Here is a 23,941-nt window from a genome sequence, read left to right as displayed (position 1 = left end):
TAATGGCACCGATTTCGGACACTATCACTAAGCTGACCTTATGGACAAGATTTAAAAAAAGAAAAAGACGCACCGCCGATAGGGAGTAGGGGGAGGGGCCGGCGGTGCGTCCAGTTTACACTAGAACAGGAGGGAGTTTGAGCAGGTTAGGCTGCAGTGCTTTCTAGTGCTTTGGCGTTTGTGGTTGCGATTTCGATCTTGCGCGGCTTAAGGGCTTGGGGCACTTCGCGCACCAGATCGATGTTCAAAAGCCCGTTATCAAGGCTTGCACCGACGACTTTCACATGATCAGCCAGTTCGAAACGGCGCTCAAAGGCACGTCGGGCAATCCCACGATGGAGATACTGTTTTTCCTGTGTTTCTTCTGTTTTTGCCTCAGCCGAAACCACAAGGCTGTTTTCTTTCGCGGTAATTTCCAGATCGCCTTCGCTAAAGCCAGCAACGGCTAGAGAAATGCGATACGAATCTTCGCCGGAAACCTCGATATCATAGGGTGGATAGGCGTTTGCCGCATTGTCTAGACGGGTTGCGGCATCCAAGGCACGCTGCATGCGTTCAAAACCGATGGAAGAGCGAAAGAGAGGCGATAAGTCAAAGTTTTGCATGTCCATATTCTCCTATGAGCAACATGAGTTCTTAAAGCGATTTCCTTCCCATTTTGGGCAAGGAAACGATCCGCCGATTGATCCGGAGGCCCGCTCGGCGGCACCTCGTTATCGGCTATGAATAGGAGTTAGGAAGATGGGTTTTTCTGTGCAAGGGGGGAACGTAATTTTTTAGTGACCAAACAATTCCAAGTGCCAGGTCAGCTCATCCTCTGTGAGTGGATACTCCCCGTTTTCCGCGGGTTTTAACAGGTTTGGGATGGGCATTTTAGCTAATTTAAACTGCAATTTTTCTCCCATCTCAGCAGATAATCCGGCTTTCCATGACAGCGCCATGATGCCTTTACCGCTTTGCGAGGCGATAATTTTTTTGATCGTTACGCGGGGAAGATCAGCAAGGACTGCAAGGGCGCTGGTGGCCATCAGCCACTGGCTATCGTCGAGCCAGTCATGCAGTTTCATTTCGTCCAGTTCGTCCTTTTCCTTGAGCTCGCGCAGGATATCCATCGGATCGGGAGCATCTTCGGCAGGGGAGTCGCATTCAATGCGTTTTTTGACCTGTTCCTTGACCACGTTGATCACGTCTGCGGGCAAATCCGCGCGCGCTTGCAGGGTGTTCAACAGATTCTCTGCCAGATAGTGCGCCATTTTTTTGGCAGCTTTGGGGCTGAGCTTGGGGCGTTGCAGCAGCGGTTCATGCCAGTTGGTGATGGCTTCTGCGCGTTCAGCCAGCATATCAAGGGTATCTTCGCGGATTTGGGCGCTCTGGTTGCCTAAAAGGTCGGCAATGGCGCTTTCTTCATTGGTGGCGATCACCGCATCAGAAATGGTCTCTGATACCTTGTGGCGTTTGGAGATCGCGTTTAGCGCGCCTTTGCAATGGCTGGAGGTGATGATTTCCAGCAGGTCTTCATCAGACAGGACGGGGGAAAACTGTAAGATAGGGCCAGCGACAACCAGTTCCATATCCTGGGCCAGATGCTTAATGATCTCGCCGGGGGCGTCGACCACATCTTTTAAGGCTTCAGACAGAATCTGGCGGACCTTGGTTGCCTGATCACGTGAGAGGATGCGCAAGGCCTCAAGGGTGAGGATCTGAATTTTGTTCTGTTGGTCACTGCTGACATCAGGGGCAAGATTGGCGATTTTGTCGGTCAGTTGCAGGCGGACTTCTTCTTCCGCATCACTGGCGAGCAAAAGATCAGCTTGGCGCGGAGTCGTCGGATTTACCGCGATGCGCCGACGCACTTCCATTTCTTCATCTTCAGCTAGAAAATAGAGGATTTCAGGTTTTAGGTCGTGACGTTCTGCCAGTTGGCATCGGATCAATAAGTCCTCATGAGAGGCAAGCTTTTGCATCTCTTGGTAGGAGAGGGTGGCTTTGGATACGAGTTTTTTACCTGAATCGCTCATTTGGCTTCTTGTTGTTTTTATCCCCAAGGAGCTCAATAGTGCATCGCATTGTGGTTTAGTTCAACCATGTATTCTGCATTATTTGTAACTTGTGGTGTTTAGTGCCACAGAAAAAGGCGACAGAACCCGAAGGTTCGCCGCCTTTAAAAGGTTTGTCCCGACAAGGGAGCGGGTAAAACCGCGCCTTATTTGATGCCGAAGTTGGAGAAACGCTTGTTGAATTTCGCCAGCTGACCACCAGCGTCGAGCAGACGGTGAACGCCTGTCCAAGCCGGGTGAGATTTCGGATCGATGTCGAGTTTCATCACGTCGCCCGGTTTACCCCAAGTGGAACGGGTTGTGAACGTGGAACCGTCAGTCATTTGAACTGTGATTTCGTGGTAATCAGGATGAATATCTTTTTGCATGATTTCGTCTCAATTAATTTAGTCGCAAGAAAAGGCTTCACGACTTGGTTGTCGGGAAAACGAGGCGCTTATATAACGAGAATGGGAACACTGTGCAAGGTATTCTTTTCATATTTCTGTAATTGGTCTTGTGGAAGGGGGAATGCATTGTTATATCGGTTGAAACTTTTGACGGATTACAGGATTTACAGCATGTCTTTTGATGAAAACCAGTTTCACGATATCGCCGACGCATTCCTCGACTCTTTGTTCGAACAGCTGGATGAACAGATCGGAGATCACGCCGATGTGGATGTTGAAGATGGGATTCTCAACATCGAACTGGATGCGGGTGGCACTTACATCATCAACAAACATGCTCCGAATAAACAAATCTGGATGGCGTCCCCGAAAAGTGGCGCGACGCATTACGAGTATAAAGAGGGTGACTGGATCGGCACGCGCGATGACGCGGATTTGGTCAAACGTCTATGTGAAGAATTGAATGTGACCTTGTCATGAACCCGGTACTGGTCGAGGTAACGCGTGGTGGCATCACAGAGAGCCGCCACCGCGGGTCTTATTGCGTGGTTGATAAAGACGCACAAGTCATCCGCAAGGCTGGTGACATAGACACGCCAGTGTTCCCTCGCTCCAGTATCAAGGCCATTCAGGCGCTGGTGATGATGGAAAGTGGCGCGGCAGACGCTTATGGCTTTAGCGATGAAGAGATTGCGCTGGCCTGTGCATCCCACGGTGGCGAAGTGCAGCATGTGGGTGTCGCGCAATCCATGTTGAACAAGATGGGCCTGACGAAAGAGCTGTTAAAATGTGGCTCCCATTGGCCCATGAATGAAGCAGCAGGCCGCCATCTCGCCATGGAGGGGGAGGCACCGAACGCGCTTCACAACAATTGTTCCGGCAAACATTCCGGCTTTTTAGCCTATTTGAAGCATATGAAGGTCAATCCGGTTGGCTATACCGAGCCGGATCACCCCCTGCAACAAGCCATCCGCAAAGCACTGGAAGAGGTCTGCGAGGTGGATTTGAGTGACGCCCCTTGTGGCATTGATGGTTGTGCCATCCCCACTTGGGCGGTGCCTCTCAAAAATCAGGCGCTCGGCTTTTCCAAATTTGCCGCACCGGATGGACGGGTCAGCCCGGAACGGGCGGTTGCCATGAAACGGATTACCCAAGCGATCTTTAACGCGCCTTTCATGGTGGCGGGGACGGATCGCTATTGTTCGCGCATGATGGCAGCTTTCCCGAAGAAACTTTTTGTGAAAGTCGGGGCGGAAGGTGTTTTTGCGGCGTTTGTACCGGAGCTGGGCTACGGTATCGCGGTGAAGTGTGATGACGGTACCTATCGGGGGGCAGAGATCATCCTGAGTGCCCTGCTGGTTGATCTGGGCGTTGTAAGCCCCGCAGACATGGAAAAGGCCGGCGTTGCCGACCTTTTGGAAAAACCGCTGTTAAACCGCAACGGGACGGTGGTTGGATACGCCAGACGCGCCTTTTAAGCTTTATCTGCTTTTGGGGCGCGTTGATTGCTGAGCTTGACCAGAGCAATAGCGGCAACGATCAGCATGATCACAAAACCTGCATAATAGGGAATGTCACGCCCGAGTTGGGCAAACAGGATACCGGCAAGGATCGGGCCCAAAACACGGGCAAGGGTCGCGGCAGAGCGACTGGCGCCCATGACGCCGCCGCGTTCCGTCTCGCCTGCTTCAAAGGAAATCAAGCTGTTGAGCGACGGGGTGGAGAGTGCAAAGCCGATAGCCAGAATGGTCGTCGCGATCAGCAGCAGGGTCACGCTATCGCTAAACGGGATCAGGCCGATGCCGATACCAAGCAAAAGGCTGCCGACCATGACCAGCTTGCCTTCGCCAAACTTCTTGGACAGTCTCCCGATCAATCCGCCCTGAATAAGCGCGCTGACGATCCCTAAAAAGGCGAAGAGGTAGCCGTTCTGTTCCGGTCCCCAGCCAAATTCACGGCGTGTCCACATGGCAAAGGTGGTTTCCATGCCAGCAAAGACAAAAGTGCAGAGGAAGGACAGGGCAATTAATAGTCCAAGACGGGGGCGCATAAGGGTTTCAAAGAAGGATTGCCAATGTTTACGCGGTGGCATATTGGCGATCTTGGCCCGTGCATCCTCGCTCAACGATTCTTTGAGTTTGACGATGGCAAGGATAAAGGCAAAAGCAGACAGGGCCGCAGCCGTTAGGGCGGGAAGCTGGAAGTTAGGGTTCGCCGCATCGGGTCCGGCAAGGATGCCGCCGATGGCAGGGCCGGCAATAAAGCCCAGACCAAAGGCTGCGCCAATGACGCCCATGCCTTTAGCCCGATTTTCCGGTGTGGTGATGTCGGCGATATAGGCAAAGGCGGTGGCAATATTACCTGCCATAAAGCCGTTAAAAGCGCGCGCGATAAACAGCATCATCAGCGTTTCTGCAAACCCCAGCCACACATAGGTAATGATGGAGCCTAACAGAGAGAACAGCAAGATGGGGCGCCGCCCGTATTTGTCACTCAAGCGGCCCAGTACGGGGGCGCTGATCAATTGGGTGATGGAATAGGTCGCAAGCAGCAACGTGACCACATCGGGGGAGGCCTGAAAATGTTCCCCGAAGAAGGGAAGCAAGGGGATAACAATGCCAAAACCAACAAGATCGATAAAGACGACAAAGAAGAGAACTAACATGTTGGGGCGGTTCCTAAACCTGTTCTAGAAAGGGGGTATTTTATGGGACCCAAATTTGTCTGAATAAGGGCAGGGATGTTTTAGCGCTGTGTCAGCTTCAATTCAATACGGCGATTGCGACGACGGGCAATTTCATCCTTACGATCATCAAGGGGCTGGAATTCCCCAAAACCGGTTGCGGCGAGGCGATGGGCGGGGATACCTTGTTTGATCAGTTCTTTAACAACAGAAATGGCGCGTTGGGTCGAAAGCTCCCAGTTAGACGGGAACTTGGCCGTACTGATCGGAATATCATCCGTATGACCGTCAACACGCAAAATCCAGTCGACTTTGTCGGGGATGCGACCGGAAATGTCTTTCAGGGTTTCGGCCAGACGCGCCAGTTGTTCTTGGCCTGCGGGACCAAGCGAGGCTTCCCCGGACTTAAAGAGCACTTCGCTTTGGAAGACAAAACGGTCCCCGACAATACGGATACCGGATTGGTTGCCCAGTACCTTGCGCAGTTCCCCAAAAAATTCGGACCGGTATTTGGACAGTTCCTGTACCTTGGTCGCAAGGGCAGCGTTGAGGCGTTTGCCGAGGGAACTGATCTGTGTTTTCTGATCTTCGTTCAAGGCTTCGGACGCTTCCAACGCTTCCTGAATAGCGGCGAGCTGATCACGTAAGGCCGCAAGTTGTTTGTTCATCAGGGCGTTTTGGGCGCGTGCAGAATCGGCAAGTTCACGCTCTTCGATCAGCTTACCTTCTTTTTCGTTCAGTTGCGTCGCCTGATCCTTGATCTCGCGGGTCAGTTCTTCGCGTAAGGCCTCAAGCGCGCGGACGTCTTCGCGCATCTTGGCGATCTCTGCCAGTTTGACTTCAATTGTTTCTCGGTCAGCCTCAATGGTTTTAAAGGCATCCGCAAGTTTTTCATTGAGTTTCTGATTGTCACTTTCCAGACTTTCCAGTCGTCCGCTGAGGTCGTCGCGCAGCTTGACAGAGGCTTGAAGTTCACTAGAGAGCGTGGTCATATTGTCGCGCAGGTCTTCATTGGCTTTACGTTCCAGATTGAGCAGTTCTGTCAGTTCAGACATCTGGGTGTTCAGCTTATCAAGCGAGTTTTCCTTGCCGGACAATGTTTCTGTCAGAAAGACTTGTGCCAGTACAAAGATCATCAATAGAAAGATAATGACCATCAACAGGGTCGCTAACGCGTCCACAAATCCCGGCCAGATATTGTCCTGTTGAATACGTCTGCGTCGCCCCAGCGCCATATCAGGAATCCTTGGCTGCGATGGTCCGGGCTAACAAGCGGATTTCCTGACGGATCTGGGAAATACTTTCTTCGCGTCCTGCACTGACTTCATCCAGTAGCTTTTGCGTATAAACATCGATGTTGCGCAGATGGGTTTTGCTGCTCGCATCCATTCCGCCGCCACCGCTTTGACTGTCGGCGAGTTTTTCCAGCAGGTTCTTTTGCGCCAGATGACCTTCTGCCAGCCTTTCCATCAATTTATGTTCGGTGTACATGGTGTCGGTCAAGGTACCAAGTTTGCTCGTCAGTTCCATAAACTGGGCATTGGACTGGCTGCGGCTTTCTTCGGAGCGGGTCATGGTGCGTTGCAGTTTTTCCAGACTATCCGCCGTTTGTTCCAGCAAGGCCTGGACATAAGCGGGAATCGATTGGTCGCCCGCAGCATCAGAAAGCGCGCCGCTGGATAGACGGGTCTGGCTCGCAAGCCAGTCTTCCAGATCCGTATAAAAACGGTTCTGCGATTGCCCTGTTTGTAAATCCAGAAAACCTAAAACCAGGGACCCTGCCAAACCAAAAAGCGAGGAACTAAAGGCCGTGCCCATCCCTTCGATCGGGGCTTCAAGGCCACGTTTAAGGTCGTTAAAGACAAGTGACAGATCACCGCCACCGCCGATGGATAGATTGCTGATTACATCGCCAACCGATCCGACGGTGTTTAAAAGCCCCCAGAACGTCCCCAAAAGACCCAGAAAAATCAGGAGGCCGATATTGTAGCGTGACAGGTCGCGGTGTTCTTCCAAACGGGTGGCAATGCCATCAAGCAGGGAACGCGTCGAGAGGGCGGATAAGGTAAACTGCCCGTTTTCGCGTTCACCCAGCATGGTTGCCATCGGGGCAAGCAGGCGTGGAGCCGATCCGCTGATGGAACGATCCGATTTGAACTCTTCAATCCAGCGGACTTCTGGATTAAGCATCAAGACCTGTCGGAAGTTGTTGACGATACCGATCAACAGAACGCCAAGGATCAGACCGTTCAGGGCCGGGTTTGCCAGGAAGGCTTCCTGCAATTGTCCAAGCAACAAAATGGCTGCCGCCAAGACAGCGACAAGGAATAAAACCATCCGGATGAGGTATCGTTGAGGACGGGTCATATCAGCTCCTGTGCCTGTCAATTAGGTCTTGATTTTATCGGGGCGCGATTTGCACATCCACGCGGTCAAATGGTTCTTCGGTTGTTTTGTTACCAAGCGCACGGACATCAATGCGGGTACTGCCTACCCCTTGTGACATCAGATAGGTGCGTACCGTCAGGGCGCGTGACAGGGACAGGCGACGGGCCTTACTGGCTGATAGGCTTTCCCCACCGGCATAAGCAAGCAATTGGACACGATCATCAGGCTGTTTTTTCAACAGGTCGGCAAGTTCTTTTAGCTCCCCTTCCGCAGCTGACGGCATTTTGCTTTGCTCGGACTGGAAGGTGATACGCACGTTGCTTTCCTGTGCGGGCGGCAAGGCGGCTGTGTTTGTTTGTTGGGCCGCGGCGTCTTTCATGGCTGATTCAACCTGTTTCGGTTCAACAGCAGAAGGCGGTGGCGGCGGTGGCGCATCAGCCATGACTTTAGGCGCTGCAGGTGCCGGAGTTGCTTCTACCTTCGGGGCTTCGGCTTCTTTTCTCACCAGCTCTTTAGGGGCGGGTGCGGATTCTGCTGCGGGCTTTGGCGCTTCAGGGGCCGGTGCAGCTTTGGCGACTTCGACAGGCTGGGTCGGCGCGGCGGCTGGTTTTGGCGGTTCAGGTGCTTTTACCGGTGCCGGTGTGTTGGTAATTTGCGCAACTTTCGGAGTTTCCGTCTGTTTTACAACCGGCTTCGGGGTGGTTTTCGGCGTGACAACCTTTTGGGCGACCGGTTTAGGCGCTTGCGGCTTCTTGAGCTGGACAGAAGAACTGGCCATTTGGCTCGGGGCTGTCATGTCCGGTTTTTTGAGGACGATGCGCGATTGCGGTTCCTGACCGGGGATCGGCATGCGCGGTGTCGAGCTTACGCGTGCACTGCTTTTCGGCGCGTTGTCCGGCAGGCCATGGAAGGTTGATTTCGGCATGGAAGCCGGCGGGAGTTTGCCGAGATCGCGTGGGGTGGTGATAGAACGTGCACCCGCCCCGACGCCATTGTCGTTGAGCACGCTGAGATCGACCATGACGTTGTTGTCATAATAGGATGCAACTTGCGCGTTGGATTGTGCGCCAAGCATTAATCCGACTGCACAGACGCTTCCCATTAGTACTTTATGAAATCCAGCCATTTTACCCATTCATCAATATCTCTTTTCGAGATACTCCCAATTTACGATTAGAATCAGTTAGCCATCAAGATAACGAAGCTTGCGCTGACAAACAACAAAAGAACACAAAAAAAGGCCCAAATCTAAATAGACTGGACCTTTTTTCTATCGTTGAACGATGACTTACGCTTTCTTGCGTGCATCGCGTAAAATTTTCAACAGCAAGCTATGCTGGTATTCGTTCGCTGCGACAATATTGCCGGACTTCAGCATGTTTTGGCGTGCATCAAACTCGGAAACAAAGCCTTTGGCTTCTTTGACCAGAATGATACCTGCTGCAATATCCCACGGTTTGAGGTCTGTTTCCCAGAATCCGTCATAACGACCGGCAGCAACGAAAGCGAGGTCCAGTGACGCCGCACCGAAGCGACGCACCCCGGCAGACAAGCGCATGATTTCTTCCAGTTCTTTGAGGAAGCGCCCGTGATCGCCATGGCCTCTAAACGGAATGCCGGTGGCATAAACCGCATCATCCATATGGCGACGACCAGAGACGCGCAGACGGCGGCCGTTAAGGAAGGCGCCTTTGCCTTTTTCTGCCCAGAATTTTTCGTCTGTAACCGGGTTGTAGATCATGCCGGTTGTGATCTCGCCATTTTCTTCCAGAGCGATGGAAATGGCAAAATGCGGGATACCGTGCAAGAAGTTGGTTGTGCCGTCCAGCGGGTCGATGATCCAGCGGCGTGTTTCATCTTGGCCTTTAAGTTCCCCGCCTTCTTCAAGCAGGAAGCCGATTTCCGGGCGGGCTTTGGTGAGTTCCTTGATCAGAATCTTTTCTGTACGGGTGTCGGCGGTGCTGACAAAATCAGCCGGCCCTTTTTTTGAAACCTGAAGGTTTTCCAATTCACCGAAATCGCGAAGAAGACCACGTGAGGCAGCATCAATTGCTTTTTCCATCACATTGAGATTGGCAGAGCGAACAGCCATGACATCACCGTATATAAAGTTCAAGGAGCAGAATTAAAGGCTTCGGTCCCATGGGGGCCAAAACGAAGGCGTGGGTGTAACGGTTTCTTTTGCAAGATGCAAGCCCTGATTTAAATTCTCTAGGCGGCGGCGCGTCTGTCCAGTGTCTTTTTTGGGGTCTTGTCGGGTTTGGCAAAGTGAAAGCCTTGCATAAAATCAACATCTTGGCTGACCAGCCACGCGGCTTCTTCTTTTGTTTCGATCCCTTCGGCAACAACCTTGATGTCAAAGCTGTGCGACAGCTCGACGATCTTGCGCACCAATTCGGATTTAAAACGGTCTTTGTGGACGTCCCGGATCATCTCCATATCCAGTTTCACGTAATCCGGTTTGAGCGCACCGAGCATATTAAGGGTGGAGTGACCTGACCCAAGGTCGTCCAACGCCACGCCAAAGCCTTGTTGCTTATAGGCGGCGAGGATGTTTTTGAGATGTTCCGGATCACTGATGCGCTCAGTCTCGACCACTTCAAAGACAATATTTGCCGGATCAATCCCGACTTCGCGAATGACTTTAAAAGTGGATTTCAGGCAATTGTTAGGGTCGTAGATGGCTGTGGGGGCAAAGTTAACAAAGATTTTGGATGGCATATCGGCTGCGGCGGCGTTGCGGATATGGATTTCACGCGCGGCCCGATCCAGCGGGAAGATCAGGTCGGCGTCTTGCGCGCTTTTAAACAGGCGGGCCGGGCTATTCAGCTGTTGGTTTTCATCATACCACCGCAGCAGACATTCATGAGCAAAGGGAACATTGGGGTGTTGGGCATGAACAATGGGCTGGAACATGGAGGTCATGCGCTTTTGTTCAAGGATATCAAGCAACCATTTTGAGCCATAAAGTCCGGTCATTTTCTGCAAGCTGGTGACACAGCGAAAATCTGCTAGGTTTGGTTGACGGCGGTTTTCCTGCAGCAAACAGTTGGTGTCCTGTTTCTCGCTTTGACTCAGCTTAAGGTCAATTTTATGAATAAGCTCCGGCATATCCTGACTTTTGATGCTAAAGGTCAATCCGCCCTCTATAGGGGCAAATTCATCGTAGTCTTTCAGGATCGATTTGAGTTTTGCGGTGGTGTGACCTAACGGGGGCCAGAAATATACAGCGAGATGACCTGTTGCCAGCGTGGGGAGTTTGTCACATTTCAAGCAGTGGGTCATAAAGCCTCCTATAGTCCAGAATCCAGAGTTGCAGTGTGGTACTGTCGATACGCGCCGGTTTGGGATTTGGATCAGGAGACATAAAAAAAGACCGGAAAAAGCTTCCGGCCTTTTTAAATTTTTATGTCGGCGGCGGGCTTAGTCTTTTGCGCGCTCTACATAAGTGCCTTCAAAAGTATTGATGACAATACGTGTCCCTGCAGCGATATGCGGCGGAACAAGGACTTTAACGCCATTTTCCAAAATCGCAGGCTTGTAGGAAGAAGACTGGGTCTGGCCTTTGACAACCGCGTCAGCTTCTGAAATTTCGAAAGTCATGTTTTGCGGCAGAGTGATGCCAAGGACTTCGCCTTCAAAGCTTTCGATCGTGACAGTGATGCCATCTGTCAAAAACGGTGCCTGTTCTTCCAACAGCATGGAGCGATTGGCTTCGATTTGCTCATAGGTGTCGTTATCCATAAAGGTCAACAGATCGCCGTCGCCGTAAAGGTATTGGTATTCTTTTTGTTCCAGTGTCACGCGCTCAACTGTTTCAGAAGCGCGGAAACGCTCGTTCAATTTTGTCCCAACGCGGATGTCTTTCAGTTCTACCTGGTTGAAGGCACCGCCTTTACCCGGCTTAACCGCTTGACACTTAACTGCACGCCACAGAGCGTCTTTGTGGTTGATCACGTTACCGGGGCGGATTTCGTTACCGTTGATTTTCATAAGTCTAATTTCCTGAAATCAAATATGCTCAATTTGGCGCGCAACCTAACAGGAAGTTCAGAATTTGGCAATTAGGCTTTTTACAGGGCGTTAAACGCCCGGACCGCAGCTTGTGGCCCGTCTTTATAATCCCAGACCCCACCTGCAACCGCAAGGAAGTCGGCCCCCGCCTCAACAAGGGGGGCGGCGTTGTCAGGGGTGATCCCGCCAATGGCGACACAGGGGATTTCAAACATGGTGGACCACCATTCCAGAATCCAAGGCTCGGCTTTCGCCTTAGGTTCTTTAGTTTGGGTCGGGAAGAACGCGCCAAAAGCAACGTAATCTGCGCCTTGTTCCCCTGCGATCATGGCGAGATGTTTGGAATCATGGCAGGTCACACCGACAATGGCATCCTTACCCATGATCTCGCGGGCTTTTTTGTAAGGAGTGTCGTCCTGGCCCACGTGTACGCCATCGCAGCCCATTTCTTTTGCAAGGTCGGGACGGTCATTCAGGACGAAGGCGATGTCGCGGTCCTGTACGATGGGGCACAGGGTTTCGCACGCGCGGCGAACGTCATCATCACTCACATCCTTGAGGCGAAGCTGCACACAAGATACCTCGCCCGCATCAAGGGTTGCGGCCAATGTATCGGCAAAGCTTGTCAGGTCAAGGCGGGGTGGGGTGATGAGATAAAGTTCTGCAGGCACGTGCGTCATCCTTTAAAATTAGAAACCGGCTTTCGCCATTTCCGCAGCCATGTCGGACATACGGTTGGAGAAACCCCACTCGTTATCATACCAGGCAACGACACGGACCAAGTTGCCTTCCATGACATTTGTGAGTGTCAAATCAAAGGTGGAGGAATTTTGGTTATGGTTATAGTCGATGGACACCAGCGGCACGTCACACACACCAAGGATGCCTTTCAGGCGACCATTGGCAGCGTCGGTGATGGCGGCGTGAATTTCTTCCACAGTTGTATCGCGTGCCGCATCAAAAGTCAGATCCACCATGGAGACGTTTTGTGTCGGCACACGTACCGAACTGCCGTCCAGTTTGCCATCCAGTTCCGGCAGGACAAGGCCCACGGCTTTGGCGGCCCCTGTCGAGGTCGGGATGATGGAAACGGCACCGGCACGGGCACGGCGCAGGTCTTTATGCAGGCTGTCAACCATGCTTTGATCACCTGTGTAGGCGTGGATCGTGGTCATAAAGCCTTTGCGGATACCCACTGTTTTGTGCAGCACATCGGCAACCGGTGCCAGACAGTTGGTGGTACAGGACGCATTGGAGACGATCTTGTGCTCTTTCTTCAAATCCTGATGGTTGATGCCGTAAACAGCGGTAATGTCCGCATCTTTACCGGGGGCAGAGATCAGGACTTTTTTGGCGCCTGCATCAAGGTGAAGCTGGGCTTTGTCACGGGTTTTAAAGATACCGGTACATTCGTAAACGATATCCACGTCCAGTTCGGCCCACGGCAGCTTTGCGGGGTCACGTTCGGAGGTAAATTTGATTGCGGTGCCATTGACGATCAAGGCATCTTCTGTGGAGGAGATATCCGCGTTTAAAGTGCCATGGGCGGAGTCGTATTTCAGCAAATGGGCATTGGTGTCGACCGGACCCAGATCGTTGATGGCAACGACTTCAATATCAGTGCGCTTGCTTTCGATCAGCGCACGCAGACACAGACGTCCAATACGTCCAAAACCATTGATTGCGACACGGATTGCCATTGTTCCCTCCAAAGGCTTATTCATTGCAGATCTCCCCCATTTAATAGCATGGGCAGAATAGAAAAAACCAGAACAGAGTATAAAAAAACCGATAAATCAGGCTTTTAAAGTTTTGTTGCGCCTTCCTACTTGCCCTAGCTGTCATTTTTTGTCATTAACCTTAGATCAATTCTTTCTAACAAAAAGGTCTGTTGGACGTGTCAACACTGGGTTCTGCGCAATTGTCACCGCGGGTAATATCTGCTTATGAACGGCTGGAAAAGGCCGTTTCTCGCCTACAGCAGGTGGGCGAAGCGCAAAAGGGCAAAGTCGATGCGGAAGTGGTGATGCGGTTGCAAAACCAGATCGATGGGTTGAAGGAAGATAATCTGGCGCTCTCTGAAGCTTTAAGCGCTCATAGCGAAGCCGATTATGATAACCAGCTCGAAAAGCTCAGCGATAAATTAGATAACCTGCAAACAGAGAAAGAGGCGCTGGACGAAGAGAAGACCGCCCTTTCTGAAGAGAAGATGGCGTTGTCCGCAGAAAACGACCGTTTGAAATCTTTGAATAGTGATTTTTCTGCCCGCCTTGAAAGGCTCATTGGGAATGTGCAGCAAATTCTGGAGGAAGACTGATGGCTTCTGTATCTGTCACCATTAATGGTCGCCGCTATGAAATTGCCTGTGATGAAGGTCAGGAAGCGCAGTTGTCGCGTTTGGGGCGTTATGTGGATGATCGCGTGCGTCAGTTGGCTGCGGCTGTCGGGCAATTGGGTGACACCCGCCTGATGGTCATGACCAGTTTGTTGCTTGCTGATGAACTTAGCGAGAAAAATGACGAGCTGGAAGCCTATAAGGTTGAACATAATGCGACGGTTCGAGAAAAAAAGGATCAGATGCTTGCGGACAATCTGGATCGGCTCGCGCAGCGGATTAACTTGATTGCGGACGCGTTGGAACCAGCCGTCGAAGACGAAAAACCCGTCGAAGAGACAGACCCTACTCAAGAAGAGACGTGACATTCTCTGTCGTCATGATTATATAACCTTTGGGTGAGGCTGCGAAGTGCGTCGGCGTTCATGCGTCCCCGGGGCCAATAACGAAACCATAGGGAGCTGTCCCTGCTTACCTCGTGGGGTAAGTACACGGCGCCCACCTGCTTTGGCAGGCCTATGGTGGACCTAGTCAACGTTACGGCTATTGTGGCTTCACCCGCTTAATTCTGCCCCGTTTCGATGGGGCCGTCCTATATGCCAAGAGGAATGTGTGTCCGATTTGTCGACCCAGAAGCGTAAATTAAGACAAGAGATGCTTTCTCTTCGCCAAACGCTTCCTCTTGAACCTCTCAATATTTCTCTATTCCTTGATACCCCGGAGCTGATGCAGGCGCGTTCCATCGCAGCCTATTGGCCGATGAAAGGGGAGCTGGATATCCGGCCGTTGTTTTTGGCGCTGGAAGCCCAAGGCAAAGACTGTGCTTTGCCGGTGGTGATTGAAAAAGACGCTCCCTTGGTGTTTCGCCGCTGGAAAGCAGGTGAAGAACTGGTGGAAGGCAAATATGGGACGCAGCACCCGAAAAACGGGGGCTTGATGGTGCCAGACCTTTTGCTGGTCCCGCTTTTAGCGTTTGATACCCACGGGGGACGTCTTGGGTTTGGGGGCGGATATTATGACCGCACGCTGTGTCAGATGACGGCGGTGCGTGTTGGTATGGCATTTGATGAACAACAGGTCGATCGTGTCCCCATGGATGGATATGATCAGAAAATGGACTGGATCGTAACGCCGACGCGTGTGATCCGTTGTCAGTAAAGAGACGAAGGACAAGACATGCGTTTTTTATATTGCGGTGATGTGATGGGCAGAAGTGGTCGCAAGGTAATCTTGGACCATATCCCCCAACTGCGCGAAAAGCTCAATCTGGATTTCGTCATCGTCAATGGGGAAAATGCGGCGCACGGCTTTGGCATTACCTGCAAAATCTGTAACAGTTTTTATGATGTCGGCGTCGATGTCATTACCTTGGGCAACCATTCCTGGGATCAGCGCGAGGTGATGAATTTTATTGATGAGGAACCGCGCCTGTTGCGCCCGATCAACTATCCCGCAGGGACACCGGGCAAGGGCATCAATACGTACGAGCTGAAAGACGGTCGACGTTTTTTGGTGGCGCAAGTTATGGGCGGATTGTTTATGCCGCCTGCGGATGATGCGTTTTCCGCCATTAAAAATGCCTTGGCGCCCCTAAAGGCAGGTAAAGACTTTCACGCGGCTTTGGTGGATATCCATGCTGAAGCCACAAGCGAAAAGATGGCCTTGGGACATTATCTGGATGGGCAGGTGACGTTGGTTGCAGGCACGCATTCGCATGTACCGACAGCCGATGCGCAAATCCTCCCCAACGGCACGGCCTATCAGACGGATTTGGGTATGTGCGGAGATTATGACAGTGTGATCGGGATGGTCAAAGAGGTGCCGATTGCGCGTTTTGTCGATCCTGACAATAAAGGCCGCCTTGAACCTGCGAATGGTCCGGCGACCTTGTGTGGTGTCTATGTCGAAAGTGACGACGAAACGGGACTGGCGCAAAAGATTGTCCCGATCCGCGTCGGTGGACGTTTAAGCCCGTCTTTACCCGTTTAAAGAGGGTAGGCGGGTTTGATTTTTGGCTTTCTGTTCACCAGATAGATGCCGGATGCGACAAGGAACATGGCAACCCCCAGCGAAGGTGTGAGGGGTTCGTTAAGCAAGACAACGCCAGCGACCACCCCAAACATGGGCGTCAGGAAGCTGAAAGAAGCGAGTTTTGCGGCTGGATAATGTTTCACCATCCAAAACCAGGCTGCATAGGTCATGGCTGCGACCCAAACGGTTTGATAGAGCATACTGTAAATCGTCAGATCAGTGACGCGGATGATGCCCGGCTCGTCCAACAGTTTGGATACAGCCAGCAGCATGACGCTTGATACCGCCAATTGATAGAGCAGTGTTTTGTTGGGGGAAATTTTTGCCAATGGACCTTTTTTGATCAAGAGCGTCGAGGACGCCCACATGATGGCGGCGACGATCAGCATGATATCACCGATCAGCATCTCTGTTGAGGACAGTAACAACGATTCGCCAAACGCGACAATCAGTCCAAGGAAAGAACAGATCAGGCCAAGGAATTGAAGCTTGTTGAGTTTTTCGCTGGGAAACAGGAATTGGGACCCGACCGCCACGATAAAGGGCGCGAGATAGAGGAAAACCACTGCACGCGAGGCATTGGTAAATTCCAGCCCCCAATAGATCATCATAAATTCGGTGCCAAACAACAGGCCCGCGCCAATCCCCCACCACAGGGTACCGTCTTTTTCGAAAATGGGTTTGCGCCGTACCTTGATCCAGAAGGCGATCAGGAAAAAGGCACCGATTGAACGCAGGGCGGCCTGCATCACTGGCGAAATGTCAGCAATGATCCATTTGACGGTAATTTGTTGCAGGCCCCAACTGGCACAACAAATTAAAAGGATGGCCATGGCGAGACCATCCAGATGTGTTTTCGAATTTTCCATGGGATCATGTGTAAGTCGAATTTAAATAAAAAGAAAGAGCCGACTTAGTAAAAAGTCGGCCCTTACTTTGTTTTATTTAAAATGGTCTGATGAATAGCTTAGCTACTACGAACCTGTTTGAGGAATTGTGTCACCACATCTTTCAACGCGGTGGCTTGCGCGCTGAGGTCATCAGACGCTGAAAGAACCATGTTGGAGGCATTGCCCGTCTCTGCCGCTGCGATACTCACGCTTTCGATGGTGTCGGTCACTTCTAGAGTTCCATTGGCGGCTTCTTGCACGTTTTTGGAAATCTCGGTGGTCGCGGACCCCTGTTCTTCAACGGCGGCGGAGATACTGTTGGAAATATCGCTCATACTGTCGATGGTCTGGGCAATTCCTTCAATCGCTTTTACCGCATCGCCGGTCGCGGACTGCATGGCTTCGATCTGGTCTGTGATCTCGGCTGTTGCCCGTGAGGTCTGGTCCGCAAGGTTTTTCACTTCGCTTGCCACAACCGCAAAGCCTTTACCGGCCTCCCCGGCACGCGATGCTTCGATGGTCGCGTTCAGGGCCAGCAGGTTTGTCTGTTCGGCAATGGAGGTGATAAGCTGGACAACTTCGCCGACTTTGTTTGCAGCAGAGGACAGACCTTGCACTGTGCTGGTGGCTTGACGGGCTTCTTCCACCGCGTTTTTGGCGATGTCTGCGGATTGTTCCACCTGACGCGAAATTTCCCCGATGGAGGCCGTGAGTTCTTCTGCGGCAGAGGCGACGGTCTGAACGTTATTGGTGGCTTGTTCGGCCGCGGAAGCAACGACGCTGGCTTGATCTGAGGTCGCCGCCGCGGTTGCGGACATGCCTTGGGCGGTTGTTTGCATGTTTTGCGCGGCTGTATCGACAGCCTCAACAACGCCACTGACGTTTTGTTCAAAGTCTTCTGCCATTTTATGCAGGACAGCACGTTGTTTTTCTTCTGCACGTTTTTGTGCGGCTTCTTGTTCTTCGCGCAATGTTTCGACTTCTTCAGCGTTTTTACGGAAGATGCGTAGGGCATCTGCCATGTCGCCGACTTCGTCTTTGCGCTCACTATCCAGAATTTTGACGCTCAGGTTTCCGTTTGCCAGTTCGTGCATGATCCCTGTCATGCGTGAGATGGGCAGCGCAAGGCTGCGGGCAACGATCAGGCCGACCACGATAACACCAAGCAGGGTTAAACCGGCGGCAACCAGAATGAAGGTGCGCATTTCATGAACGGGGGCCAAGACTTCATCCTGGTTCATTTCTGCAATAACAGCCCAGTTTAGTCCCATGAATTTAAGCGGCGCGTAGGCGGCAAAAACGTTAACGCCTTTATAGTTGGCTTTAGCGACCATGCCGGTCTGACCGTTCAGCGCGTTTGTGACTGCTTCCGAGTCGACCTTTTGCTTCAGGATCGTGCGCTCGCTGCTCAGACGCAGATCGCTGCGCAGCAATTTATCTTCGCCGACCAGATAGGTTTCACCGGTTTTGCCAAGGCCACGCGGGTTTTGCATGACGCGGTTCATGTGTTTAAGCGGCATCTGGATGATCAGCGCGCCGACGAATTCGTTTTCTTCGTTTTTGACCGGGCTGCCCATGAAGCTGGCGGCTTCATTGTCGTTGGCGGCGTAGGATTTAAAGTCGGTCAGCGCGACGTATTCTTCGTTATCCCCGTTTTCTTTGATGTCTCGGAAAACTTTTGCAAAGTTGGTGTCTTTCCATTGCCCATTGAGAAGGTTCGTTGCGAAGTCTTTTTCTTTATATACCGAGTAAATGACGTTGCCGTGACGGTCTACGATAAACAGATCCTGATAGGCGCGCGCCTGTGCAAGGGGCATAAACCAAGCGTGATAGCGTTGGTGGGTGTCGTGATAGACATCTTCACTTGCGCCGCGCGTGAGTTTGTGGCGCTCACCGGGTTTATGTTCGTTGTTGGTAATGTATTGAGTTTGAAGAAATTCTGTCGCATTGCCGTATTCGCTGCCGATATCTTCATAGTCAACGGCAAGCTCCACCAGTGCATCCTTTACCATTTGGTTGCTGGAGAGGATGTTCAGGTCCTGTTGGACCCCGTTCAGCAGATTTTTAATCGCTGCCGTCCGGCTGTCAATCAGGGTTTCCATGGAAACCTCTGCCGCTTTTGACATGTTGTCGGCTGACTTTGTGTAAGCCAGCAGGCCTGTGACCAAAATGGAAACAAGCGACAAGAAGACAAGGATCGCGGGGAGTTTGACGGAGATTTTCACATTCGACAGAGACATAACTCGGGTTCCGATCGTTTGGTTTCATCCCGTCTTTGTCCATCACCGATATGATCCAGTATGGTGCGGGATGTTTCTTTCACTGCTATTTTATTACACTACTGGTAGGATTTCTGGTAGATAAAAGTGTCGTATTTGTGACATTTCCTACCTTTTAATAGTGTGAAATTATTAAAATAATTCCAAACTTTAGCCCAAGTCCAGTTTCACTTTTGTGAAATGAAGCAGGGCGAAAAATTGTTTTTTGTTTTAAGCTGTGCGTTGTTTGTTTGGGCAAACTTGTGCTAAGAGATCCATCAGAGAATTTATCTCATGATTTTCCAAAGAAGATTTAAGGATTAGAAGTAGGACCATGGCAGGCCATTCCAAGTTCAAAAACATTATGCACCGCAAGGGCGCGCAAGACAAAAAGCGTGCCAAAGAATTTGCAAAACTTTCTAAAGAAATCATGGTTGCAGCCGGGATGGGGACGCCTGATCCTGATATGAACCCTCGTTTGCGCACAGCGATTGCCGCAGCTAAGGGCGCATCCATGCCTAAAGACAACATCGAGCGCGCGATCAAAAAAGGCTCCGGCGAAATGGACGGGGACGGCTATGTGGAAATGCGCTACGAAGGCTACGGGCCGGGTGGCGTTGCTGTGATCGTGGAATGTCTGACAGACAACCGCAACCGCACAGCGTCTGATGTACGCTCCACATTCTCCAAACGTGGCGGCAACCTGGGTGAGACAGGTTCTGTTGCGTTTAGTTTTGAGCGTCGTGGTCTGATCACTTATGCGTTGGACGTTGCCGATGCCGACGAGATTTTTGAAGCGGCGCTGGAAGCCGGTGCATCTGATGTGGAAACAACAGAGGACGCCCACGAAATTTCGTGTGAGCCGGACGAACTGCATGCTGTGCTGGATGAACTGGTAAAAAGATTTGGCGACTCCAAAGGCGCGTCACTGGATTGGAAACCGACCAACACCACAGAGGTCGATAAAGACAAAGCCGAAAGCCTGATGGGGCTGGTTGAAGCTTTGGAAGATCTGGACGACGTACAGGACGTCTACACAAACATGGACGTTTCTGACGAGATCATGGCTGAATTGGCAGGCTGATCGCTATGCGGCTGATGGGGCTGGATCCGGGCCTTCGCATTACCGGATGGGGCATTATTGATATTGACGGCAACCGCATGACACATGTTGCAGACGGATGCGTCAAGACAGATGCCAAGCTTTCATTGGCGGAACGGCTAAACCAGCTTTATGAAGGGATCGAACTGGTCATTAAACGGTTCGGTCCCATCGAAGCAGCGGTGGAAGAAACTTTCGTCAATAAAAACCCCAACTCGACCCTGAAGCTGGGTCAGGCGCGGGGGGTTGTGATGTTAATGCCGGCACGTGCCGGTTTATCTGTTTCAGAATATACACCAAATCAGGTGAAGAAGACGGTTGTGGGCACAGGGCATGCGGCAAAAGAGCAGGTCCAGATGATGGTGAAAACCCTTTTGCCGACAGCGAAGATTGAAAGTGCGGATGCCGCGGATGCGTTGGCGGTTGCCATTTGTCATGCCCAGCATCGCAATACACCTGATAAATGGGGGAGCCTGCGATGATTGCCAAGCTTAAGGGGCTGGTTGATAGTGTCGGTGAAGATTGGGTGGTGATTGACGTCAATGGCGTTGGCTACCTTGTGTTTTCGTCCGCAAAGACCCTCTCCAAACTGCCAAGAACCGGGGAAGCGACTTCGTTGCTGATCGAAACCCACGTGCGCGAAGATCATATTCATCTGTATGGTTTTGCCGATGCGGGGGAACGCGACTGGTTTAAGTTACTCACTACCGTACAAGGGGTCGGGGCGAAAGTCGGTCTGGCAATCCTGTCTGCCCTGAGTGCCGAAGAAATTATCCACGCGATTGCGGCGCAGGACAAAAAGGCGCTGACCCGTGCCAACGGTGTCGGACCCAAAGTCGCAACCCGTATTTTGACCGAATTGAAAGACAAGGCCGATGGGTTGGCGCTGTCCACGCCGGGCACAACCGTTTCTGAAGGCACAGCCTCTGCGGCGGCCGGATTTGGGGGCGCACCGGCAGAAGCCGCTTCGGCCCTGGTGAACTTGGGCTATGGTCGCAGCGATGCGCTGGCGGCGGTCTCAAAAGCGAATAAAAAACTGGGCGGTAGTGGCGATTTGCAAAGTTTAATCCGTGAGGCGCTGGCTGAACTGTCTGTACTGTAAGGATACCGGATGATGTATGAAGATGATGATCGCGTGGTATCGCCAGAACGTACCGAGGAAGATAGTCCCGAAAATTCCCTGCGTCCGTTAACGCTGGATGATTTTATCGGGCAGAAACAGGTCCGCGAAAATCTAAAGATTTTTGTGGAAGCTGCAAAAGCCCGTGGCGATGCCATGGACCATGTGCTGTTTTACGGCCCACCGGGGTTGGGGAAAACCACGCTGGCCCAAATTGTTGCGCGCGAACTGGGCGTGGGCTTTCGCGCCACATCCGGTCCGGTGATTGCGAAGGCGGGCGATCTGGCGGCACTACTGACAAATTTGCAGCCCCATGATGTGTTGTTTATCGACGAAATTCACCGCCTTAATCCGGCGATTGAAGAAGTGCTTTATCCCGCGATGGAGGACTTTCAGCTCGACCTGATTATCGGGGAAGGACCGGCTGCAAGGTCCGTGCGCATTGACTTGCCACCCTTTACCTTGGTGGGGGCAACCACACGATCCGGTTTGATCACGACACCGTTGCGCGATCGCTTTGGTATTCCGTTGCGCATGAATTTCTATGAAGTGGATGAACTGCAAGAAATCGTGACCCGTGGTGCACGCATCATGGCTATGAATATGACAGCCGATGGCGCAAACGAAGTTGCTAAACGGGCGCGCGGCACACCGCGTGTGGCAGGCCGCCTGCTGCGCCGTGTACGCGATTTTGCCATGGTCGCCGGGATTGATCCGGTGGATGCGACCTGTGCGGATGGGGCGCTGAATCGTCTGGAAGTGGATCATCGCGGTCTGGACGAGATGGATCGGCGTTATTTGAAATGCATTTGCGATCATTATGGTGGTGGCCCGGTCGGGGTGGAAACCATGGCGGCAGCCCTGTCGGAACAGCGCGACACCATTGAAGAAGTGATCGAACCCTATTTGATCCAGCAAGGATTGTTGATGCGCACCCCGCGTGGACGCATGTTGTCGGATAGCGCCTACCGTCACTTGGGGCTGGATGCACCGGTCAAAGGGCGCGAGACCGCGCAGATGGATTTGTTAAAGAAAGTGGATAAGACATGAGCCTAGGACATATGGAAGAGACGACCTTCGTTTTTCCCATTCGCGTCTACTATGAAGACACGGATGCAGGCGAGATTGTCTATTATGCGAATTATTTGAAATTTGCTGAACGTGCCCGTACAGAATTTTTACGTCATTTTAACATTCATCAGTCAGAATTGCTCGAACGTGATCGGATTGCCTTTGCCGTCAGGCGTGCAGAGGCTGACTATCGCAAACCGGCAAAGCTTGATGATTTGCTGCGTGTGGAAACTAAATTGACGAAGGTGGCTGGCGCATCCGTGGAAATGGAACAACTTATTAAGCGCGATCAGGATATTCTGGTCGGGGTTAAAGTGAAGATAGCGTGTATTCACCTTGAAGGACGACCGGTGCCCATTCCGCTAGAGATACGGAATGTTTTCAAAGATATGTTAGGGAAAAATCATGGAAAATAATGCGGTTGAAGCGGTAACGATGGCGGGGTCCGTTGCTGGTCCTGATCTGACGATGTTGGGTCTGTTCCTGCGTGCCGACATCATTGTTCAATCGGTTATGATCGGGCTGTTATTTGCCTCCGTCTGGTGTTGGGCGATCATTCTGGATAAATATTTCCGTATGCGCAAACTCAACAAGATGGCGGATAAGTTCGAAGATAAGTTCTGGTCCGGTCAATCCTTAGACCAGCTTTATGATGCCCAAGGCAACCAGCCGGAAGACCCCATGTCTGCGGTGTTTGTCACCGCCATGCGCGAATGGCGTCGCACACAGGCCAAATCGCGCAACAGCGATGATGTGATGCGCACGCGCCTGCAAGACCGGATTGATCGGGTCATGCAAATCACCGTCTCGCGGGAGATGGATCGCATTGAAAAGAATATGACATTCCTCGCTTCCACAGGGTCTACGGCACCGTTTATCGGCCTGTTCGGGACTGTGTGGGGGATCATGAACGCCTTTACAGCGATTGCGAATACCAAAAACACCACCCTTGCTGTTGTGGCACCGGGTATTGCCGAAGCCCTGTTTGCGACCGCCCTTGGTCTGGTCGCGGCGATCCCTGCTGTTGTGGCTTATAACAAACTGTCACGTGACATGGACCGTTATGCGGGACGTCTGGATAGTTTCTCCGGTGAATTTTCCGCCATTTTGTCACGTCAGCTGGATGAGAAGAAGTAATCGATATGGGTGCTTCACTAAACAATGGGGGCAGACGGGGACAATACGGGCGTCGTCGCTCGCGTGCCCAAATGTCCGAAATCAACGTCACACCGATGGTCGATGTCATGCTGGTTCTGCTGGTGATCTTTATGGTTACCGCACCGTTGATGACTGTGGGCGTTGAAGTTGATTTGCCAAAAACAAAGGCCGGTGAAATTCAGGGGCAGGATGAACCGCTGGCGGTCAGTATTGATAAAGACGGCAACCTGTTTGTGCAGGACACACCGGTTGAGCGGGAAGGCCTTGCGCCCTTGTTGATGGAAGTAAGTAAAAATAATTTGGATGTACGTATCTTTGTGCGGGGCGATGAAAAAATCGACTACGGCACGGTCATGCGTACCATGGGGGCGTTGAACGAGGCTGGCTTTACCAAAGTTGCTTTGATTGCCCGTAACCCCGCGGATTCCGCAAAGAAAAAATAGCG

At 51.9% G+C, this 23,941-nt stretch carries 27 protein-coding genes and 1 other RNA gene; 14 read left to right on the top strand and 14 right to left on the bottom strand.

Annotated elements, in window-relative coordinates; genetic code table 11:
• Window positions 1–146 precede the first annotated feature (146 nt).
• From Q397_RS0110615 to rpmE, 3 genes are all read right to left on the bottom strand, one after another.
• The gene (locus Q397_RS0110615; protein WP_028879406.1) at window positions 147–605 is read right to left on the bottom strand and encodes an Hsp20 family protein; all 459 of its coding nucleotides are present in this window, start codon (window positions 603–605) and stop codon (window positions 147–149) included.
• 171 nt (window positions 606–776) lie between these two features.
• A complete protein-coding gene (locus tag Q397_RS0110610) occupies window positions 777–2,018 on the bottom strand; it encodes a DUF2336 domain-containing protein (RefSeq protein WP_028879405.1) in 1,242 nt (413 codons plus the stop codon).
• 185 nt (window positions 2,019–2,203) lie between these two features.
• The gene (gene rpmE / locus Q397_RS0110605) at window positions 2,204–2,425 is read right to left on the bottom strand and encodes a 50S ribosomal protein L31 (protein ID WP_028879404.1); all 222 of its coding nucleotides are present in this window, start codon (window positions 2,423–2,425) and stop codon (window positions 2,204–2,206) included.
• Window positions 2,426–2,617: 192 nt separating this feature from the next.
• Between rpmE and cyaY the strand changes: the two genes are divergently transcribed.
• Both cyaY and Q397_RS22040 read left to right on the top strand, forming a co-directional pair.
• Window positions 2,618–2,926, top strand: a complete 309-nt coding sequence (gene cyaY / locus Q397_RS25210; protein ID WP_028879403.1) for an iron donor protein CyaY — start codon at window positions 2,618–2,620, stop codon at window positions 2,924–2,926.
• Window positions 2,923–3,924, top strand: coding sequence for an asparaginase (locus Q397_RS22040; protein WP_038013487.1), 1,002 nt, complete (start codon window positions 2,923–2,925; stop codon window positions 3,922–3,924). Before cyaY ends, Q397_RS22040 begins: the two co-directional genes overlap by 4 nt.
• On the opposite strand, the gene Q397_RS22035 is transcribed toward Q397_RS22040, so the two are convergent.
• The 9 genes from Q397_RS22035 to gap form a co-directional block, all read right to left on the bottom strand.
• Window positions 3,921–5,111 (bottom strand): MFS transporter, encoded by a 1,191-nt coding sequence (locus Q397_RS22035; protein WP_051609919.1) that lies wholly within the window; start codon window positions 5,109–5,111, stop codon window positions 3,921–3,923. The two genes, Q397_RS22040 and Q397_RS22035, sit on opposite strands and share 4 nt — an antisense overlap.
• A gap of 80 nt (window positions 5,112–5,191) precedes the next feature.
• The gene (locus tag Q397_RS0110585; protein ID WP_028879402.1) at window positions 5,192–6,364 is read right to left on the bottom strand and encodes a peptidoglycan -binding protein; all 1,173 of its coding nucleotides are present in this window, start codon (window positions 6,362–6,364) and stop codon (window positions 5,192–5,194) included.
• A 1-nt stretch (window position 6,365) separates the two neighbouring features.
• Window positions 6,366–7,496 (bottom strand): hypothetical protein, encoded by a 1,131-nt coding sequence (locus Q397_RS0110580; RefSeq protein WP_038013486.1) that lies wholly within the window; start codon window positions 7,494–7,496, stop codon window positions 6,366–6,368.
• Window positions 7,497–7,530: 34 nt separating this feature from the next.
• Window positions 7,531–8,643, bottom strand: a complete 1,113-nt coding sequence (locus Q397_RS24115; protein WP_169737989.1) for an OmpA family protein — start codon at window positions 8,641–8,643, stop codon at window positions 7,531–7,533.
• 162 nt (window positions 8,644–8,805) lie between these two features.
• Entirely contained in the window at window positions 8,806–9,609 is an 804-nt protein-coding gene (locus Q397_RS0110570) for an inositol monophosphatase family protein (protein WP_028879400.1), read from the bottom strand.
• 119 nt (window positions 9,610–9,728) lie between these two features.
• Window positions 9,729–10,802, bottom strand: a complete 1,074-nt coding sequence (locus Q397_RS0110565; protein ID WP_028879399.1) for an EAL domain-containing protein — start codon at window positions 10,800–10,802, stop codon at window positions 9,729–9,731.
• Window positions 10,803–10,940: 138 nt separating this feature from the next.
• Window positions 10,941–11,510: an elongation factor P gene (gene efp, locus Q397_RS0110560; RefSeq protein ID WP_028879398.1), complete on the bottom strand. Its 570-nt coding sequence runs from the start codon at window positions 11,508–11,510 to the stop codon at window positions 10,941–10,943.
• Between the two features lie 80 nt (window positions 11,511–11,590).
• Window positions 11,591–12,211, bottom strand: a complete 621-nt coding sequence (gene thiE, locus Q397_RS0110555) for a thiamine phosphate synthase (RefSeq protein WP_028879397.1) — start codon at window positions 12,209–12,211, stop codon at window positions 11,591–11,593.
• A gap of 9 nt (window positions 12,212–12,220) precedes the next feature.
• On the bottom strand, window positions 12,221–13,231 hold the full coding sequence (gap, locus tag Q397_RS0110550; protein ID WP_028879396.1) for a type I glyceraldehyde-3-phosphate dehydrogenase: 1,011 nt from the start codon (window positions 13,229–13,231) through the stop codon (window positions 12,221–12,223).
• Between the two features lie 197 nt (window positions 13,232–13,428).
• On the opposite strand from gap, the gene Q397_RS0110545 reads away from it, so the two are divergent.
• From Q397_RS0110545 to Q397_RS0110530, 5 genes are all read left to right on the top strand, one after another.
• A complete protein-coding gene (locus Q397_RS0110545) occupies window positions 13,429–13,848 on the top strand; it encodes a hypothetical protein (RefSeq protein ID WP_028879395.1) in 420 nt (139 codons plus the stop codon).
• Entirely contained in the window at window positions 13,848–14,231 is a 384-nt protein-coding gene (locus Q397_RS22025) for a cell division protein ZapA (RefSeq protein WP_051609917.1), read from the top strand. The genes Q397_RS0110545 and Q397_RS22025 overlap by 1 nt, the downstream gene beginning before the upstream one ends.
• 33 nt (window positions 14,232–14,264) lie before the next feature.
• A non-coding RNA gene (gene ssrS, locus Q397_RS24675) (6S RNA) lies at window positions 14,265–14,425 on the top strand.
• Window positions 14,426–14,478: 53 nt separating this feature from the next.
• Window positions 14,479–15,024, top strand: coding sequence for a 5-formyltetrahydrofolate cyclo-ligase (locus tag Q397_RS22020; protein WP_038013481.1), 546 nt, complete (start codon window positions 14,479–14,481; stop codon window positions 15,022–15,024).
• Window positions 15,025–15,042: 18 nt separating this feature from the next.
• The gene (locus Q397_RS0110530; RefSeq protein ID WP_028879394.1) at window positions 15,043–15,855 is read left to right on the top strand and encodes a TIGR00282 family metallophosphoesterase; all 813 of its coding nucleotides are present in this window, start codon (window positions 15,043–15,045) and stop codon (window positions 15,853–15,855) included.
• On the opposite strand, the gene Q397_RS0110525 is transcribed toward Q397_RS0110530, so the two are convergent.
• Window positions 15,852–16,766 (bottom strand): DMT family transporter, encoded by a 915-nt coding sequence (locus Q397_RS0110525; RefSeq protein ID WP_028879393.1) that lies wholly within the window; start codon window positions 16,764–16,766, stop codon window positions 15,852–15,854. The genes Q397_RS0110530 and Q397_RS0110525 overlap by 4 nt on opposite strands.
• A gap of 98 nt (window positions 16,767–16,864) precedes the next feature.
• Complete coding sequence (locus Q397_RS0110520; protein ID WP_028879392.1) at window positions 16,865–19,027, bottom strand: methyl-accepting chemotaxis protein; 2,163 nt, start codon at window positions 19,025–19,027, stop codon at window positions 16,865–16,867.
• Window positions 19,028–19,379: 352 nt separating this feature from the next.
• Here Q397_RS0110520 and Q397_RS0110515 point away from each other — a divergent pair, with 352 nt between their 5' ends.
• Genes Q397_RS0110515 through tolR form a run of 7 tightly spaced genes read left to right on the top strand, consistent with a single transcriptional unit; the run spans window position 19,380 to window position 23,939 of the window.
• Window positions 19,380–20,129: a YebC/PmpR family DNA-binding transcriptional regulator gene (locus Q397_RS0110515; protein WP_028879391.1), complete on the top strand. Its 750-nt coding sequence runs from the start codon at window positions 19,380–19,382 to the stop codon at window positions 20,127–20,129.
• Between the two features lie 5 nt (window positions 20,130–20,134).
• Entirely contained in the window at window positions 20,135–20,629 is a 495-nt protein-coding gene (ruvC, locus tag Q397_RS0110510) for a crossover junction endodeoxyribonuclease RuvC (RefSeq protein WP_028879390.1), read from the top strand.
• A complete protein-coding gene (gene ruvA / locus Q397_RS0110505) occupies window positions 20,626–21,249 on the top strand; it encodes a Holliday junction branch migration protein RuvA (RefSeq protein ID WP_028879389.1) in 624 nt (207 codons plus the stop codon). The genes ruvC and ruvA overlap by 4 nt, the downstream gene beginning before the upstream one ends.
• Window positions 21,250–21,261: 12 nt before the next feature.
• Window positions 21,262–22,317, top strand: a complete 1,056-nt coding sequence (ruvB, locus tag Q397_RS0110500; protein WP_028879388.1) for a Holliday junction branch migration DNA helicase RuvB — start codon at window positions 21,262–21,264, stop codon at window positions 22,315–22,317.
• Window positions 22,314–22,754, top strand: a complete 441-nt coding sequence (ybgC, locus tag Q397_RS0110495) for a tol-pal system-associated acyl-CoA thioesterase (protein WP_240475054.1) — start codon at window positions 22,314–22,316, stop codon at window positions 22,752–22,754. Before ruvB ends, ybgC begins: the two co-directional genes overlap by 4 nt.
• Window positions 22,744–23,475, top strand: a complete 732-nt coding sequence (gene tolQ, locus Q397_RS0110490) for a protein TolQ (RefSeq protein WP_028879386.1) — start codon at window positions 22,744–22,746, stop codon at window positions 23,473–23,475. Before ybgC ends, tolQ begins: the two co-directional genes overlap by 11 nt.
• 5 nt (window positions 23,476–23,480) lie before the next feature.
• Window positions 23,481–23,939, top strand: a complete 459-nt coding sequence (gene tolR / locus Q397_RS0110485) for a protein TolR (RefSeq protein ID WP_028879385.1) — start codon at window positions 23,481–23,483, stop codon at window positions 23,937–23,939.
• Window positions 23,940–23,941: the final 2 nt, after the last annotated feature.

Source organism: Terasakiella pusilla DSM 6293 (assembly GCF_000688235.1).
Lineage (GTDB): Bacteria > Pseudomonadota > Alphaproteobacteria > Rhodospirillales > Terasakiellaceae > Terasakiella > Terasakiella pusilla.
The sequence above is the reverse complement of the archived record's forward strand: the minus strand, read 5'-3'. Positions and strand labels throughout refer to the sequence as shown.